This window comes from Nocardia sp. NPDC004568 (assembly GCF_040609955.1).
Taxonomy (GTDB): domain Bacteria; phylum Actinomycetota; class Actinomycetes; order Mycobacteriales; family Mycobacteriaceae; genus Nocardia.
In genome coordinates this window covers 1-12173 of record NZ_JBEXLL010000046.1, presented here as the reverse complement: position 1 = coordinate 12173, position 12173 = coordinate 1, and the positions used below count along the sequence as shown (strand labels likewise).

The 12173-nt window shown below is 66.2% G+C and carries 10 protein-coding genes and 5 pseudogenes; 4 read left to right on the top strand and 11 right to left on the bottom strand.

The window, feature by feature from the left end:
- Positions 1-21 precede the first annotated feature (21 nt).
- The 5 genes and pseudogenes from ABZV91_RS20435 to ABZV91_RS20415 all read right to left on the bottom strand — a co-directional run bounded on the left by ABZV91_RS20435 (position 22) and on the right by ABZV91_RS20415 (position 3875).
- Positions 22-802 (bottom strand): annotated as a pseudogene (locus tag ABZV91_RS20435) (enoyl-CoA hydratase/isomerase family protein).
- A gap of 6 nt (positions 803-808) precedes the next feature.
- Complete coding sequence (locus ABZV91_RS20430) at positions 809-1753, bottom strand: acyl-CoA dehydrogenase family protein (RefSeq protein WP_355243963.1); 945 nt, start codon at positions 1751-1753, stop codon at positions 809-811.
- Positions 1754-2019: 266 nt separating this feature from the next.
- Positions 2020-2904, bottom strand: a pseudogene (locus ABZV91_RS20425) (acyl-CoA dehydrogenase family protein); the annotation flags it as partial.
- Between the two features lie 39 nt (positions 2905-2943).
- The gene (locus tag ABZV91_RS20420; RefSeq protein ID WP_355243853.1) at positions 2944-3141 is read right to left on the bottom strand and encodes a hypothetical protein; all 198 of its coding nucleotides are present in this window, start codon (positions 3139-3141) and stop codon (positions 2944-2946) included.
- 131 nt (positions 3142-3272) lie between these two features.
- Positions 3273-3875 (bottom strand): transposase, encoded by a 603-nt coding sequence (locus tag ABZV91_RS20415; RefSeq protein WP_355243851.1) that lies wholly within the window; start codon positions 3873-3875, stop codon positions 3273-3275.
- 288 nt (positions 3876-4163) lie between these two features.
- On the opposite strand from ABZV91_RS20415, the gene ABZV91_RS20410 reads away from it, so the two are divergent.
- Positions 4164-4898, top strand: coding sequence for a hypothetical protein (locus ABZV91_RS20410; RefSeq protein WP_355243848.1), 735 nt, complete (start codon positions 4164-4166; stop codon positions 4896-4898).
- A 47-nt stretch (positions 4899-4945) separates the two neighbouring features.
- Here ABZV91_RS20410 and ABZV91_RS20405 read toward each other — a convergent pair whose 3' ends face one another.
- The 3 genes and pseudogenes from ABZV91_RS20405 to ABZV91_RS20395 form a co-directional block, all read right to left on the bottom strand.
- Positions 4946-5593, bottom strand: coding sequence for a recombinase family protein (locus tag ABZV91_RS20405; RefSeq protein WP_355243845.1), 648 nt, complete (start codon positions 5591-5593; stop codon positions 4946-4948).
- A 272-nt stretch (positions 5594-5865) separates the two neighbouring features.
- A pseudogene (gene istB, locus ABZV91_RS20400) lies at positions 5866-6654 on the bottom strand (IS21-like element helper ATPase IstB); the annotation flags it as partial.
- Positions 6655-6679: 25 nt separating this feature from the next.
- Positions 6680-6811, bottom strand: a pseudogene (locus ABZV91_RS20395) (IS21 family transposase); the annotation flags it as partial.
- Here ABZV91_RS20395 and ABZV91_RS20390 point away from each other — a divergent pair.
- Positions 6774-7721 carry a reverse transcriptase domain-containing protein gene (locus ABZV91_RS20390; protein ID WP_355243842.1) on the top strand — a complete coding sequence of 316 codons (948 nt, stop codon included), beginning with the start codon at positions 6774-6776 and terminating at the stop codon, positions 7719-7721. The pseudogene ABZV91_RS20395 and the gene ABZV91_RS20390 overlap by 38 nt on opposite strands.
- 82 nt (positions 7722-7803) lie before the next feature.
- On the opposite strand, the gene ABZV91_RS20385 is transcribed toward ABZV91_RS20390, so the two are convergent.
- Positions 7804-8685 carry an alpha/beta hydrolase gene (locus tag ABZV91_RS20385; protein WP_355243839.1) on the bottom strand — a complete coding sequence of 294 codons (882 nt, stop codon included), beginning with the start codon at positions 8683-8685 and terminating at the stop codon, positions 7804-7806.
- 104 nt (positions 8686-8789) lie between these two features.
- Here ABZV91_RS20385 and ABZV91_RS20380 point away from each other — a divergent pair, with 104 nt between their 5' ends.
- Positions 8790-9389 carry a TetR/AcrR family transcriptional regulator gene (locus ABZV91_RS20380; protein WP_355243836.1) on the top strand — a complete coding sequence of 200 codons (600 nt, stop codon included), beginning with the start codon at positions 8790-8792 and terminating at the stop codon, positions 9387-9389.
- A gap of 69 nt (positions 9390-9458) precedes the next feature.
- Here the strand turns inward: ABZV91_RS20380 and ABZV91_RS20375 are convergent.
- Together ABZV91_RS20375 and ABZV91_RS20370 are read right to left on the bottom strand one after the other, a co-directional pair.
- A pseudogene (locus tag ABZV91_RS20375) lies at positions 9459-10136 on the bottom strand (IS30 family transposase).
- Entirely contained in the window at positions 10031-10264 is a 234-nt protein-coding gene (locus ABZV91_RS20370) for a helix-turn-helix domain-containing protein (RefSeq protein WP_355243961.1), read from the bottom strand. The pseudogene ABZV91_RS20375 and the gene ABZV91_RS20370 overlap by 106 nt, the downstream one beginning before the upstream one ends.
- Before the next feature lie 1140 nt (positions 10265-11404).
- Here ABZV91_RS20370 and ABZV91_RS20365 point away from each other — a divergent pair.
- Positions 11405-11881 (top strand): DUF1214 domain-containing protein, encoded by a 477-nt coding sequence (locus ABZV91_RS20365; RefSeq protein ID WP_355243833.1) that lies wholly within the window; start codon positions 11405-11407, stop codon positions 11879-11881.
- Positions 11882-12173: the final 292 nt, after the last annotated feature.

Sequence of the window (12173 nt, the reverse complement as noted above, 5' to 3'; positions counted from 1 at the left end):
TCGGTCACGGTCGCCGCCGCGTCATCGGCGTGCCCGCTCGCGCAGCGCCGCGAGCCGCGTCTTGTGGTCGGCCGATTGCATGGTCACCAACTTCGGCGACGAAACCGGCCTGCAGCGGACCGGCCAGCGCCTGCGAAAGATACATGTTCACCACCCGTTTGGTACTGCTGAGCGCCTGCTGCGGCAGCCCGGCCAGCCGCTCGGCCAGTGCGCGGGCCGCGGCCGCCAGTTCCTCCGGCGGTACGGTCCGGCTGGCCAGACCGAGATCCACCGCGGTGGCCGCATCGATCCGGTCGCCGGTGTACAGGTACTCACGGGAACGCAGAACTGGGGTGAGCAGCGGCCAGAGGGCCGCGCCCCCGTCACCGGCCGCCAGCCCCGCGGCGATATGCGGATCGGCCAGGTGGGCGCGTTCGGAGATCAGGACGATATCGCACAGGATCGCGATACTCGCGCCCAGACCCACGGCCGGGCCGTTCACCGCGGCGATCACCGGCAGGGGGAAGCGCAGCAACTCCTCGATGATCTCCGCGCCCTCGCGGATGCTCTCGTCCCGGGCCACCGGGTCGTCCACGAAGGAGGCGATCCAGTCCAGGTCACCGCCCGCGCTGAACGCTCGACCGGCGCCGGTGAGGATCACCACCCGCGCCTCGGGGTCGGCGGCCAGCTGCCGCCAGACCCGCGCCAGCGCCCGATGCAGGTCGGCGTTCACGGCATTGAGTTCCGCCGGCCGATCGATGGTGACGATGCGCACCGGGCCCTCCGCGGTGACGGTGAGCACATCGGGCAGGTCGTATAGCACGGTGCCTCACACTCCCACCGGATCGGAGAACAGACCCGCCAGGCCGCGCCGGCCGATGCGGCCGGTCAACAGTTGTTCGGTGGTCACCGCGCCGAACGGGAGCCGGCGCAGCGGCAGGCTGTAGCGGGACCGCCACGACAGCGTGGTCTCCTCGCAGAACCCGACCGCGCCGTGCAACTGGTGCGCGGTCCGGAACACGATATCGGCGGCCTCCAGCGCCGCCAGCCGTAACGCCAGCGCGTCGTCGACCGCCTCCGGGCGACCGGTCTGGATACTCCACAGCGCGTATCTGGCCAGCAGGTCGACTCCCCGCCGCTCGACCTCGGCGTCGGTGAGCTGGAACTGTACCCCCTGGAACTGGGCCAGCGGCCGCCCGAACTGTTCGCGCAGTGACACGTGCGTACGAGCGAGTTCCAGGGCCCGGTCCAGCATTCCCAGCAGTGTCCAGCACGGAAGGGTCAGCGCGAGCGCGAGATCCGCACTGCCGTCACCGTCGAGTGGCCGGATCTCGAGCGGGGTGACGAATACCGAGTCCCGGACCGCGCCGTCGGGCGGCAACGGTCGCGCGGAACCCCGTGCGCCGGTGGCGGTCACGGTCGCCCAACGCAGATCCAGTCCCGCCACCGGTGCCGCGGGCTCCGTGCCCGCGACCAGGAGCAGGCCGTCGTGGTCCGGGCCCTCCGGCCGAGCCAGTCGTTCGGCCACCGGGTAGGGCGTCGCCCAGCATCCGGCACCGCGGCACAGCGCGGCCGCCGCCTCCAATTCGACGGCATCCCGTCGCGGGGCCAGTTCCCAGGCGCCGAGGCCGGTGAGCACGGGTTCGACCAGCCGCTGCCGGTCACGCGGGTCCTGTTCGGCCCGCCTCGCCAACTCGTCCCCGCCCGCCGCGCCCAGCGCGCGCACCACTTCGCGACCGAACTCGCGCGCCTCGGGAGCGAGTTCGATCCGCACCTGGTGCGCGGCCTCGACCGGCCTGTTCGATGTCCTCACACTGTCCTCCTCCGCCGACCGCGACAACCCCGGCGGTGGTGCGCCGCCACCGCGGACTCCACTGCCCGGGCCGGGGTGGTACTCCGGCGCCGATCCGGTCATCGACGCGGAATCGCCGATGGCCGTGGAGGCGCGCCGGGCGCGGCGCCGCCACCCGATGGCGGCTCTCCACCCCGGCGGCCGCCCCACCGACGACGGTCGTGGCCGCGCTTCCGGTCGGAGCACTAGTACGCGAGCAGCCGCGCGCGGCGGCACCGGGTGAGCATGCGAGCCCAGCGTCCCCGCAGGGTCTCCGGGATCTCGTCCCAGCTCTCGCCGAGCACCTCGGGCGCGGCGTGCAGCAGCCGATCGCAACGGGCGTAGCGGGCGATGCCGACACGTTCGAATGCCAGCACTTCCTGAACCACCGACCAGCCCTGGTCCACCTCGCCGAGTACATCGGCTTCGGTGGCACGCGCACCGTCGAAGAAGACCTCGTTGAGATGGTGCGGCCCCAGCATGGAGGCGATCGGCCGGACCGTGATGCCCGGATCGGTCATGGGTAGCAGGAAAACGGTGAGTCCATGCTGTTTGCGCCCGGCGTTCGAGGTGCGCGCGAGCAGGAAGCACCACTGGGCCATGGAGGCGTAGGAGGTCCAGATCTTCTGGCCGGAAATGGCCCATCCGTCGCCGTCGGGGCGCGCGGTGGTGCGCAACGAGGCCAGATCGGAATCCGCCTCGGGTTCGCTGAAGCCCTGGCACCAGACGACCTCGCCGCGCGCGATCGGGGGCAGGTGTGTGCGCTGCTGTTCCGGCGTGCCGTGCCGCATGATGGTCGGCCCCACCCAGTTGACGCCCATGTAATGCGCGCCGCGGGGTTCGTGCTGCGCCCACATCTATTCGCGGACCACGGTCCGCTCCCAGATCGACGCGCCGCGGCCGCCGAACTCCGCGGGCCAGGCCAGGCAGAGCAGGCCGCGGTCGGCCAGGGTCGCGCAGAAACGCTGGGCGACGGCGAGGTCCGCGGGATCGTCGGTGAAGGCGCCGAGGTAGTCGGCGGGGACCTCGTCGGCGATCAACCGGCGTAGCTCACCGCGGAGCTTCGCGGCGGTCGCACCCAACGTGAAATCCATGGGCGTACCCTACGGCAATCCTATTAATGATTGCGATGTTTACGCACCTGCAGCCGGGCACCGGATCCGGCGTTCGGTCTCGGCGCGCAGGTGGTTGATCTGCCAGGTCGCCCGGGTCTCGGCCACCCGGCTCACCACCTGGGCGGCGACCTCACGCGCGTCGAGGGGTGCACGGTCGGGTGTGGGGTGGTTCAGGGCGGCCGCCAGCATGATCCGCACGGCATCGGCGCCCAACAACTGCTCGGCGCTACCGGATATGCCACGAGTGCCGATGGGGGCTACATAGACAGCATCGACGTCCGGGAACGACTCTGGGGGCGGGGTATCGCCACCCGGGCTCTGGCCGAGATTCGTGAGCAGGTCCCCGGCTACACCTGGCGGACCAGCATGCACAAGAACGAGGCGAAAAGCTTCTGGTTGCTCCTCGCCGAACGCACACGCAGGCCGCGCAGGATAATGGCGGCTTTCGTTGCAGTCAGGTCTGTCGGCGCACCGCCGGGCAACAACTCGCGCAGCAACGCAGGAAGCTGGTTCACCGATCGAGTCCTGTTGCTGGACGAGTTCTTGCGACGCTCGTCGAGTAGCGCCAGCGAGTCGGCAGGAGTTTCCGCGTGCACCGGACGCGCATCCCCGTGCAGCGCCGCGACGCAAGCCGCCGCGGCAGCGTCGATACGGTCATTCTTCCGGCGACCGCCGCGTGAAAGCTGCCGGACCCGCGCTGTCGCGGCCGGCGCCACGTCCACGACCATCTCGCCCATCGCAACCAGCCACAGCGCGAGGTGGTGGCCGAGTCCCTCGGCGTTCTCCACGGCCCACCGGCGTTGGGGCCATCGCCGCGCCCACTTCAGGAGCTGCCGATAGCCTGCAAAGCCCGCATCGACACGGACCGATCCGAGGTCGGAATTCGTCGTGGGATCGACCGCTGTCGCGGTGTGGCTGGACTTGTGCGGATCGATCCCGATCAGCATCATCGGATTCGGTTCCTCGTCTCATCGGATGGGGAATTTACGGCCGACATGTCGACTTCAAGAACCTCTCACAGCAGCTTGTCGTCACACCTCTGTCGAGTCAGACCGTGAACGGAGACCGGACGGGTAGACAGATCGCGGGCAAGTCAACCGCGAAGGCGACAGACGGTTCACGAGTCAGCCCGTCCGGACTCCTACGGCACGCTACGGGGCAGCCGACCCCGACTACGACACCGCTGCTCTCCAGATAAGTGGACGGTTCAGTAGGCGCGCGGGTCGAGAATGAAACTTGTGACCGAAGACGAATACGAATACGAATACGACTCTGAATGGTCGTACCGTGCCCTCAAACTTCGAGAGCGCTACCAGGAGGCGCGCAAAAATCTTGATGCTCCTCGGAGAATGAAACCGGACGAGCCTGCGATCGAACGGCTCACCGGAGAACGGAAGCTCCTCTGGGCGCAGTTCCGCAAGGCGCAGGACGACGGTGAGGCGCGGGCATACGAAGAGTTCCTGGCATGGTTCCCGGGTCCGATCGGATGGAAGCCTGGCACTTGGGCGATCGGGAAGTGGCTTCGGATAATCCTGTTTCCCCAGCGGCATACCTGGTCCCTGGAGAAGCGCCAAGCTGCCCGATTCAGGGCACGTAGGGAATTTGAAAGCACCTACTCGGACCCTCATTCTGGACGGAACTTCTTTTTGCAGTCCGACGCGATCGATGCTGAACTCGAAGCCGCCCGCATGCCTGAGAACCGGGCCCACTACAGGTGGCAGATGGACGACGTCATCAGAGAGTTCCATACCAAGGAAGGCTTGGGCGTGGCGGAAATCGCCGAACTCTTGAGCGAAAGCCCCCACCATATCGCGTCTGTGCTGCGCCTTCGCCGGGCGCTCGGTTCCACTGACGGCTCCCCCCGGTGGGAATCCGTATCTGACCACGGTGGCAGCAGTAGCTTCGATGGTGGCTTCAGCGGATGCGGTGGCGGAGACAGTGGCGGATGCGGTGGCGGCGGAGGGCCCGACTGACGAGCGTCCGAGAACTTCATCGCCGGCCGCAGCCGGGCACAACGCCGTTACGACATAGCCTTCGCCCCCGCGGTGAGCTCGGGCAGGTATTTGTACAGCGTGGTCCGCGAGACCCCCAGCAGCCGCGCGATCGAGGACACCGACTCATCCGGCCGAGTCAACAACGCACGTGCCTGCCGGACCTGCTCCTCGCTCATGGCCGGTGGCCGGCCCAGGCGCTGCCCGCGGGCCCGGGCCGCGACGAGGCCTTCGTGGGTACCGTCGACGATCAGTTCGCGGATGAACTCGGCCAGGGCGGCGAAGACGTGGAACACCAGCCGGCCACCGGGGGTGGTGGTGTCGAGGGCTTCGTGCAGGGACCGGAACCCGATACCGCGGCGGCGCAGATTGGCCACGATCGAGATCAGGTCCTGCAGGGATCGGCCGAGCCGATCCAGGGAAGCGACGACGAGGGTGTCGCCGGCGCGCATGTAGTCCAGGCACGCCGACAACTGTTCGCGCTCGACGTCCTTGCCGGACTTCTTGTCGGCGAACACCTTCTCGCAGCCGGCCGCCTTCAACCCGCGGGTTTGCCGATCGAGGTTCTGGTCGCGGGTCGAGACGCGGGCGTACCCGATCAGGGCTCCTCCTCCGCCGATCGGATCCAGGGCATTGCCATCGAGCGAGAGTGGTTCGAGCGCATCGGTGTCCGCCATCCGATAATCGTACATAAAAAGGTGATCCGAGGTTGTTGAACAACTGGACTTTACGACGTGTTTTTTGAACAGTCACCGCTTTCGCCCGACCTGGGCTTTCCCGTGTCGATGTTCGAAGTCGGCTGCGCCGATGTTCGAAGTTCTCTTCACCTGGCTGAGCCTCGTTGATGTGACAGGTCGGTCTGTGCGGTGTGAGCTGCGGCGAGGTATGCCCAGCCGGACCATCTGACGGAAGTTCAATCTGGACCACTTGGCCGGTTGGGTTGGTGGTTTCAGTCTTCAGTTGTGCCGGCGGTGGGGACGCGGCCGAGGTCGCGGTCCTTGAGCCGGTAGCTGGCGCCTTTCAATGCGATGACCTCGGCGTGGTGGACGAGGCGGTCGATCATGGCCGCGGCGACGACGTCGTCGCCGAAGACCTCGCCCCACCGGCCGAACACTTTGTTGCTGGTCACGATCAGCGAGGCGCGTTCGTAGCGGGACGAGACGAGCTGGAAGAACAGGTTCGCGGCTTCGTTCTCGAACGGGATGTAGCCGACCTCGTCGACGACCAGTAGTGGGTAGCGGCCGAGTTTGGTCAGCTCGGCCTGCAGGCGGCCGGTGTGGTGGGCTTCTGCCAGGCGGGAGACCCATTCGGTGTCGGTGGCGAACGCGACTCGGTGTCCGGCCTGGCAGGCTCGGATGGCCAGTCCGATCGCGAGGTGGGTTTTGCCGGTTCCGGGCGGCCCCAGGAATACCACGTTCTCTTTCGCGGTGACGAAATCCAGGGTGCCCAGGTGCGCGATCACGTCGCGTTTGGGGCCGCGAGCGTGACCGAAGTCGAACTCCTCGAGGGATTTGCGGTGAGGGAAGCGGGCCGAGCGGATTCGTCCTTCACCGCCGTGGGATTCGCGGGCGGAAACCTCGCGTTGCAGGCAGGCGACGAGGAACTCCTCGTGGGTCCAGTTTTCGGCGCGGGCGCGTTCGGGCAGCCGTTGCGCGGCTTCGCGCAGCGACGGCGCTTTCAACGCTCGGGTGAGAAAGCTCAGTTCCGCAGCGAAATCGCGCGTCGTGGTGGAGGTTTCGGGGCGGTTCTGGTTCGGCCGGGCATCACGCCACCCCGCCTTCGATGCCGAGTGCGGTGTCGTAGTCGCCCAGGTTGCGTTGCTCGATCTCGGGTTCCGGTGCCGGTCGAACGACACCGATGCTGCCGCGCCGCAACGCTTTCGCCGCCTCGATATGGGCGAGGTCGATCGCCGAGATTCACTACCTCGCCAGCGGCACTCGTGCCTACCACTGGGTGTTCGAGGGCGACATCGAGGCGTGTTTCGACGAGATCGACCACACCGCGCTCATGGCGCGGATGCGGGCGAGAGTCTCCGACAAACGGGTTCTGGCCCTGGTGAAGTTGTTTCTGAAGGCGGGAATCCTGTCGAAGGACCTGACCTTCCGGAGCAACGCCACCGGAACTCCGCAGGGCGGGATCTTGTCACCACTGCTGGCCAATATCGCCTTGTCCGTTCTGGACGAGCATTTCGCCGCCAAATGGGAAGCGCTCGGACCGTATTGGACACGCGCCAAGTATCGCCGGGCCGGTGGGGCCACGATGAAGATCGTCCGCTATGCAGACGATTTCGTCGTCATGGTCCACGGCAGCCGGGCCGATACCGAAGCGCTGCGTGACGAGGTCGCGGCAGTGCTCGCGCCGATGGGCTTGCGCTTGCCGGCGGAGAAGACCAAGATCTGCCACATCGATGACGGGTTCGAGTTCCTGGGTTTCCGCATCCAGCGGCAGACCAAAAGAGGCACGGCGAAGCAATACGTCTACACCTGGCCGTCGAAGAAGGCGCTCGCGTCGGTGATCGACAAGGTCAGGATGGTGACGCGCCGACACAAGCATCGAACGCTCGCCGACCTGCTGCACCGGCTCAACCCTGTCCTGCGGGGATGGTGCGGCTATTTCCAGCACGGGGTGTCCAAACGCACCTTCAGCTACCTCGACCACTACGCGTGGTGGAAGGTGGTCGATTGGATGCGCACAGGGCGCCCGGTCCGACCCCTACACCGAGCACTCCACCGCTCGGATTCCTGGACACTCTGCGTCGACATCAACGCTGGTCAGCGATATATGGAGCCCAGGAACTGTTCATGAATACGTCTTTGTGGACACTGGTCGCCGTGTCCGCGTCTCCCCTCCGGGCGCGGACAGCAGGGGGGTCTCGGGCATCCTGTGGTCAGTTTCGAACTGGATCGTGGTGGTCGGCGAAGTTCAGGAAGCGGGGAATGATCGCTTCTTGGTTCGCCCACAGCAGGTCGTGCCCGATGCCCGGGTAGATCTGCACGTCGACCGTCGGAATGTGTTTCCGAGCGCGGGCTGCCCCGACTTCGGGATCGTTGACGACGGTTTCGGCTCCGAACAGCACCAGCGTCGGCGCGGTGATGGCCGCCAGCTCTTCGTCGGTGACGACTCGGTCCCACGGCATGCCGGGCCGGAATTTCAAGGCCGCCATCGCCATCGCGAACTCCTCGTCGGTGAGCTCGGCTCGGGGCGTCAGCCACGCGTTGAGTTTGCGCATTCGCTCGGGGGTCGGACGCAGGCCGGCGGCAAGGAATTTGAGCAGAAGGCTCCATTTCGGTTTGGCGAAGGTGGCCCCGCCGGGTTCGAACATGGTGAGGCTGGCCAAGCGGTCGGAGTGGTAGACCCCGACCATGGTGGCCATCCAGGCACCGAGCGAATTGCCGGCCAGGTGGACTCGGCTCTCGCCGAGACCGTCGAGGGTCTCGATCACCCACTTCGCCACGTCGGCGCCGTCGCGCACGGGTGCGGTCTGCACGCAGCGGCCGGGCCACCCGATGACATCCGGTGTGTACACCACGCGTTCGCGGGCGAAGTCCTCGATGAATCGCTGCCATACCAGTCCGTTGCCCGAGGTGCCGGGCAGCAGCAGGACCGGGGCGCCCTTCCCGCTGCCGGACTTACGTACATGTGTCGTCCCGAACGATGTTTCGACGTCGAGGACGGTCGAGGGGATCGGCCACCGCTGCGCCCACGAGTCGTAGATACGCAGGAAGTCGGCTTTCGCCTCGTCGCTGGTGAATCGTCCGAGTTTCGGCATGAGTTCACTCCTCCAAGTTTTTATAGTATGTACATACTATGTTAGATAATACAGGCATACTATGAAGCTGGAAGTTCCGCATATCAGCGACGAGGAGCGAGCCGGTGCCACGATTGGTCGATCACGAACTGCGACGGCGGCAGATCACCAGCGCGGTGCGGCGGCTCATCGTCCGCGGCGGCCTGGACGCCGTCACTTTCCAATCGGTGGCTGTCGAAGCCGGCTTCTCGGTGAGCCTGGTGCAGTACTACTGCGGAACCAAGAAGGATCTCCTGCTCGCGACCCACCGATCGGTGATGGAGAACGTCGGTACCCGATTCGCGCAGCGCTGGACCGCCTTGGGTGAGGTGATGCCCCGCGAGGCCATTCACGCGGTACTGACCGAGCTATTACCTCTCGACGAACAGCGTCGCGAGGAAACCATCGTTCTCGGCGCGTTCGGCACCGGATCGGTCACCGGCCAGGGGATCACTCCCGAGGAAACCCTCACGGCATCGAACCTTCTGGTGTCCATCCTCGCCGACCAACTCCGGCGAGCGCCCCAACTCGAACCGCCGGTGAATCGGATCGAACTCGTCGCCGAACTCATCGCGGCCGCGATCGCCGGGATAGCCCAAGGCATGATCCAAGGCCACGGAACAGCCGAGCTGGCCCTCGAACTCGTCGACCAGCAACTCGACCTCGTCCTTGGAAAGCGAAACTGAGGCCCGGCCCGAGTGTTCAAGAAATGATGGCGGTCTCAAAGGGTCAGTGCATCACCGCTGTTCAGGTGTTCAGCGTAGACCTCGGCAGGGCTTGCGGTATCCGTGGATCCTGCGGGGTCGATGGTTGAGTTCGCAGGCGATGGCATCGAGATCGGTCTGGTCGAATCGGCGCGGTTCAGCGCTCTTCGGTAGGTATTGGCGCAGCAGTCGGTTGGTGTTCTCGTTGGTGCCGCGCTGCCAGGGGCTGCGCGGTTTGCAGAGGTAGATCGGTGCCTGCGTCGCCGCGGTAATCGCCCGGTGGCCGGCGATCTCGCGGCCGCGGTCTTAGGTCAAGGTCCGCCACATCGACGCGGGCAGACCGAGCAGGACCCGGGTCAGGTGCGGGGTGACCTGCGCGGCTTCGGTGCCGTCGGGCAGCGCCACCAGGACGGTGAACCGGCTGGTCCGCTCCACCAGCGTGGCGAGCACCGACGGCCGCGAGCCCATCACCAGATCACCTTCCCAATGACCGGCGACTTGGCGGGTTTCGACCTCGGCCGGACGTTCGCTGATAGGCACGAGTTCTCGGATCACGCCTCGCCCGTCGGGTTTGCGGGCTCGTTTCGGGTGTCGCATCGGGCGTCCGGTGCGTAACCGCTGTGTCAGAGTGCGGTCGATCGCCCTGCGCCGCAGGTCGAACAGTGCCAGGTAGATCGCTTCGTGCGAGGGCGAGCGCCCAGCGACATCGCGATCATGCGCGCTGAGCAGCCCATAGCCAGGCCCCGTGAGATCTCCTCACGCTCGGCCAGCGTCAGATGCCGGCCCTGACGGACTCGGGGTCGCTTTCGGACTTCTCCGGTCTGAGCCAGGAACCGGCGCACATGCTGCAGCGGCATCCCGAGTGACCGCGACATCGAACTGAGCGACTCACCGGCCCGCCACCGTCTCCACAACTCGTCCTGACCAGCGGGTGACAACCCGTAGTCCCGCACCGAACCCTCCACGCCGACATGATCATCCACGCGGTGATGCACTGACCGATTGAGCCCAAGATCGGTTGATGAACAGTGTCTTCGCTGAGACGGCGCCGGCCACGACGGTCGCACCCGCGCGTGTTTCTGCGGAGGAGACGCTGCGGCCGGGGGTGACTTTTCGGGTGCCGGATCTGTTGCCCACCCCCGTGTGGGTCCCGTAGCTGTCGTCGCATCGACCGGAGGCGGGCATGCCCGAGTCCACGAACACGACCGACGCGATCGACCCGGAGACCACCTCACCTCTGGTGCGACAACTGAACGGCAGGAACTGGCTGCCAGCGGTAGAGGAGGAGGCGCTGCGTGCGGAGCTGTTCTATCAGCGCGCGGTCCACGCTTACATGACCATGCAGCCCGCCTTGAATGTGATCGGGATGCGCGACGGGTCCGAGGAGGCATTCGGCCGCGGCTACAACATCCTGCCGGTCGGGAAGGACCGGATGGACTCGCGTAACAGGGTTCCCACACCCAACGCCGATGTCATCTACTCGATGAGCTATCCGGATCTGGGGGAAGGCGACGGGCACCCGGATCCGGCCGCGGGATTCGAGGTTGCCGAACGAACCCGGGTCTTTCCACTCTGGACACCGGAGAAAGACGTGCCGGCCATGCAGTTCCCCGACGCCAGCGGCCGCCGCCTGAACATGATGTACCCTACCGACTTCACCTACTGGACCAAGCTCGCCGAGTTCGTCGACTACGAACCGACCTCCGCGATCGAGCCCGAACCCCGCGGCGTTCTGGCCTCGATCGGCATCATCAAAGGCCGGCCGTTCCGGCCCGACGACTGGCAGCGCGCCGCGCTGGAACGGGCCGTGACCGACGCGCCGCGGATGATCCTCGCCCTGGCCCAGCTCGCCGCGACGACAACCACAACTACTACTACAACGACCGCCACTGGCAGATCGCCTGGGCCGGCGGCACCGCCGAATGGGTGCAGGACACCTACCTCGACATCAACACCCGCGCACGCTTCATCCAATACGCCTACTCCTCGGCCCCGCGATGAACATCCACTCCACCGGCGCCGGATCGAAATACCCGTTCAGCTACCACGACGCCGACGGAGAATTCCTGCACGGCAGTCACACCTACAAACTGCACCTGCCGGTGGACGTGCCGGCCGGGCTGTTCTGGGCGACCACCGCCTACAACATCACCGACGGCACCATGCCCGAAACCGACCAGCTGCTCCCCTCGACCAACAGCTACTACGACATCCCGCACAACAACGACGGCCCCATCGACATCTGGTTCGGCCCCCGACAGCCCGCCGACGTCGCCGCCGCGGCCTACATCAAAACCATCCCCGGTCGCCACTTCCTCGTCGCGCTACGCCTCTACGGCACCGAGGCCGCCTTCTACGACCAGACCTGGCGTCCCGATGACCTCCATGAGAACCGACTGGGCCCACACCGGCGAAACGGCATGCCCAGTCTGTCATCCATCAATGGGGCGTTCTTGGACGAAATTCGCGCCTAAATCATCGCTGAGCAGCGATTATTGCCGCAGTAAGTGTCCATAAATGCATCGGTTGATGGACACCGCCTTGTGCCGGTCTTACCCGGCCAGATGGTCTGTCCACGACGGTTTCGTACTTCCGTGCCCGCGCAACGAGGCCCCCGTCCACCCGAAGCTCCCCAAAAACGATCATTTATGAGAAGTCCTGCCCATCGGAAGTCGCCTGATTCTCGGTCAGGGCTCGGCGATCACCCCGGTACGGGGGGAGCCGAGGACTCTGGTGGCGAAGTTCGCCAGCTGTGCCCGTATTTTT

Coding starts and splice junctions, on each gene's coding strand:
- ABZV91_RS20370 (WP_355243961.1), bottom strand. CDS start 10,264: ATGCCGCTGCAGCATGTGCGCCGGTTCCTGGCTCAGACCGGAGAAGTC.
- ABZV91_RS20405 (WP_355243845.1), bottom strand. CDS start 5,593: ATGGCGGACACCGATGCGCTCGAACCACTCTCGCTCGATGGCAATGCC.
- ABZV91_RS20390 (WP_355243842.1), top strand. CDS start 6,774: ATGCTGCCGCGCCGCAACGCTTTCGCCGCCTCGATATGGGCGAGGTCG.
- ABZV91_RS20365 (WP_355243833.1), top strand. CDS start 11,405: ATGAACATCCACTCCACCGGCGCCGGATCGAAATACCCGTTCAGCTAC.
- ABZV91_RS20385 (WP_355243839.1), bottom strand. CDS start 8,685: ATGCCGAAACTCGGACGATTCACCAGCGACGAGGCGAAAGCCGACTTC.
- ABZV91_RS20415 (WP_355243851.1), bottom strand. CDS start 3,875: ATGATGCTGATCGGGATCGATCCGCACAAGTCCAGCCACACCGCGACA.